At 75.1% G+C, this 3,566-nt stretch carries 3 protein-coding genes; 1 reads left to right on the forward strand and 2 read right to left on the reverse strand.

Features of this window, described 5'->3' with window-relative positions; translation table 11 throughout:
* Together DT057_RS34285 and DT057_RS34290 are read right to left on the reverse strand one after the other, a co-directional pair.
* A partial coding sequence (locus DT057_RS34285) for a molybdopterin-dependent oxidoreductase (protein ID WP_128566469.1) occupies window positions 1–2,149 on the reverse strand: 2,149 nt, incomplete at its 3' end.
* Complete coding sequence (locus tag DT057_RS34290) at window positions 2,146–3,045, reverse strand: FAD binding domain-containing protein (protein WP_128566470.1); 900 nt, start codon at window positions 3,043–3,045, stop codon at window positions 2,146–2,148. The genes DT057_RS34290 and DT057_RS34285, both read right to left, overlap by 4 nt.
* Before the next feature lie 256 nt (window positions 3,046–3,301).
* Here DT057_RS34290 and DT057_RS36315 point away from each other — a divergent pair.
* On the forward strand, window positions 3,302–3,566 hold a 265-nt coding region (locus DT057_RS36315; RefSeq protein ID WP_203236458.1), incomplete at its 3' end, for a hypothetical protein.

A 3,566-nucleotide genomic window follows, 5' to 3' on the forward strand; every position in this document is an offset into this window, starting at 1 on the left:
CCGCGCGGGCGGCGGCCCGGGCGCGCAGGGCGGCCGCGAGGGCCTCCGCGGCCCGCAGGGTCGCCTGCCCGGCCACCACCGTGCCGGTGCTGCCGTAGGCGCCGGTGTCGTGCCCGACCGCGTCGGTGTCGGCCTGCCGGATGGCGATGCGGTCCGGCGTCGTGGCGAGCGCGGAGGCGGCGATCTGCCCGTGCACCGTGGTGGTGCCGTTGCCGAACTCCGCCGTGCCGACCCGGAGCGCGTAGGTGCCGTCGGGGCGCAGCGCGATGCGCGCCTCCGCCCGGTGGCCCCGGGGCGGGATCGTGTCGATCATGGCGAGAGCCAGGCCGGAGCCGGTCCGCCAGGCCGGGGAGGGGGCCGGGGGCGGGGGCGCCGCCAGGGCCTCGGCGACCCGGTCGAGGCACTGGTCGAGGCCGTAGCTGCCGAAGCGGACGTCGTGGGGCTCGAGGCTCGTCGACACCAGGGCGTCGCCCGGCCGCACCACGTTGCGCCGGCGCAGCGCGACGGGGTCGAGCCCGAGGCCGCGGGCGAGCTCGTCCATGGCGGATTCGACCGCGAAGATCGTCTGGCTGAGGCCGTAGCCCCGGAAGGCGCCGGCCGGCAGGGTGTGGGTGTGGACCGCGTAGCCCTCCACGCGCTTGTTGGGGCAGCGGTAGACCGCGATCACCTCGTTGCAGCCGTGGTGCAGCACCCCGCCGGCGTGGTTGCCGTAGGCGCCGGTGTTCGAGAGCACCCGGAGGTCGATCGCCGTCAGGGTGCCGTCGGCCCTGGCGCCGAGGCGCACCCGCACCTGCATCGGGTGGCGCGTGGTGGCGGCGGTGAACTGCTCGGTCCGGGTCAGCTCCCAGCGCACCGGCCGGCCCGTCGCCATGACGGCGAGCGCCACCAGGTCCTCGGTCAGCATCTCCTGCTTGCCGCCGAAGCCGCCGCCGACGCGGCCGCACTCGACCCGCACCGCGGCCCGCTCGAGCCCGAAGAGGGTGCAGAGCGCGTCCCGGGTCAGGAACGGCACCTGGGTGCTCGAGCGGATGACGAGCCGCCCGTCGGGATCGCGCCAGCCCACGGCCGCGTGGGTCTCGATGTGGGCGTGCTGGACGCGCTGCGAGACGTACACCCCCTCGTGCACGAAATCGGCCTCCGCGAGCCCGGCCGCGACGTCGCCGACCGCGCCGTGGACCTCGGCGGCGAGGTTCGGGTGGGGATGGAGCGGCGGCGCGTCCGCCCCGGCGTGCCGCTCCCCGTGCACCAGGGGCGCGCCGGGCGCGAGGGCCGCCTCGGGGTCGAGGCAGGCCGGCATGACCGCGTAGTCGACGCGCAGGGCGCGGCAGCCGGCCTCGGCCGCGGCCTCGCTCTCGGCCACCACGGCGGCGACGCGCTGGCCGACGAAGCGCATCACGGTGTCGAGCACCCGGGTGTCCGCGGCGTCGTCGGCCGGGTTCTCGTGGCGGGCCGTCGAGAACCGGGCCGGCGGCGCCTCCGCGTGGGTGAGGACCGCGACGACGCCCGGGACCGCCAGGGCCGCGTCCCGGTCGATCCGCAGGATGCGGGCGTGGGCGTGGGGCGAGCGCAGCACCCGCAGGTGCAGGAGGTCCGGCAGGGCGAGGTCGAGGGTGTAGCGCGCCCGCCCGCTGACGATCGCCGGCCCGGCCGGGGCGGGCAGGCTGCGCCCGCACGGTTCCGCGCCGGGCGCCTCGACGTGCGCCACCCCCGCGATGGCGTCCGCGACGGCGCGGTAGCCGGTGCAGCGGCAGAGGTTGCCCTTGAGCGCCGCGGCGAGGTCCCGCCTCTGGCCCTGATCGAGGGCGGCGGCGGTCATCACCAGGCCCGGCGTGCAGAAGCCGCACTGGAAGCCCTGGGCCGCCAGGAAGCCCTCCTGCACCGGGTGGAGCCGGTCCGGCACCGGGTCGCCGGGCGCGCAGGGCCCGGCCAGGCCCTCGACCGTGGTGACCGCCCGGCCCTCGGCCCGGAAGGCCGGCATCAGGCAGGCATGCACGGGCTCGCCGTCGAGGTGCACCGTGCAGGCGCCGCAATCGCCGGCGTCGCAGCCCTTCTTGACGCCGAACCAGCCGAGCTCGCGCAGCAGCGTGCGCAGGCACTGGCCGGGGCGGGGCGCGGCCTCCTGCGGCTGGCCGTTGACCGTGAGCCTCATGCGGGCAGGCCCCGCCCGGGCCCGGCCCGGGGCCTGTCGTCGGGCTCGGCCCGGTTCTCGCGCCCGGGCTCGGCCCGGGCGCCCTGGCCGAGCTCGGCCCGGATCTCCTCCGCGAGGAGGCCGGTGACGTGCCGGCGCCAGTCCGGCCTCCCGTGGACGTCGTCGTACCAGAGCGCGTCGGGGATCGCGGCGGCGAGCGCCGCCCGCAGGCCGGCGGCGTCCGGCGCGTCCGCGAGCGCGAGCCTGACCGGGCGGCGCGTCGCCGCCGTCACGGTCAGGGCCCATCCGCCCGCCGGGTCCCGCGTGCCGATCAGCAGGGCGCCCGAGCGGCCCTCCGGGCTGAGCGAGATGCGCCGGAAGGCGGTGCGGCGGGCGAGCGCCCGGGCCGGCAGGTCGATGCGGCGCAGAACCTCGCCGGGGCGGAGCGCGGTCTCCTGCGGCCCGCGCACGAAGTCGAGGACGCCGAGGCCGCGCTCGCCCCCGTCCGGCGTCCAGATCACGCAGGTGCCCTCGAGGGCGGCGGCGAGGGCCGTCATCGGGCCGGCCGGCAGTGCCATGCAGAGGTTGCCCCCCACCGTGGCGGCGTTCCAGACCTTGAACGAGCCGAGGAGGGCCCGGCAGCACTGGCCGACGAGGGGCGAGGCCGTCCATTCGGCCGGCAGGTCGAGCCGGTCGAGCGCCGCGATGGTGCAGGTCGCCCCGATCGCGAGCCCCTGGGCCGTGACGGCGTGGGCCGGCCATCCGAGGGAGGCCAGGTCGACCAGGCGTCGCAGGGCGGGCTGCGGCTCGGAGAACAGCCAGGTGCCGCCCGCCAGCCAGGCGTCGCCGGCCCGCCAGGCGGGCAGGTCCCGGCGTCCCCGCGGCGCCACCACAGCGTCGATCGTGTTGAGATCCATCGTGGCTCCACCCTCCCGGCCAGGGGCCCCATGGTAAGGCAAGAATCCGTCCAGTGCCGCAGGCTCGGCGCGGTGATCGCGCGGCGACCGGGCGGCCCGTGGCCTTGCCTCGTCCCGGCCCGCAGCTCAGCCGTTCTCTCGGCGCCCTCCCGGGTAGCCGGCAATCCATTTCTTGTTCGTGAAATTAACTATTTGGTAGCAATTTTATTGACTTTAGCAAGTCGTTAACCCATTTATCCGGCGTTGCGAGCGGTGAGTGGGTCGCGCCATGTATGATCTTTCCGAGAATATTGCTGATCCGTCGGAGTCATGTCAGCCTGAGGCTGAAATCAATGCTTCGAGATGCCGTAGGGGCAAGGGGGGTCAGGAGGCCATGATCGGAAAAGAAGGCGAAAAATCGTCTCGGAAACCGGGCGGGAAAACTCGGACGAGCGCCAATCAGAATTACAATCCTGAGTTGATCATCAAATCGTTTAACACGTGGGCGTTTAAGCGCGAGCAGCCCGGCAATGCCGAGCGCC

This window comes from Methylobacterium crusticola (genome assembly GCF_003574465.1).
Lineage (GTDB): Bacteria > Pseudomonadota > Alphaproteobacteria > Rhizobiales > Beijerinckiaceae > Methylobacterium > Methylobacterium crusticola.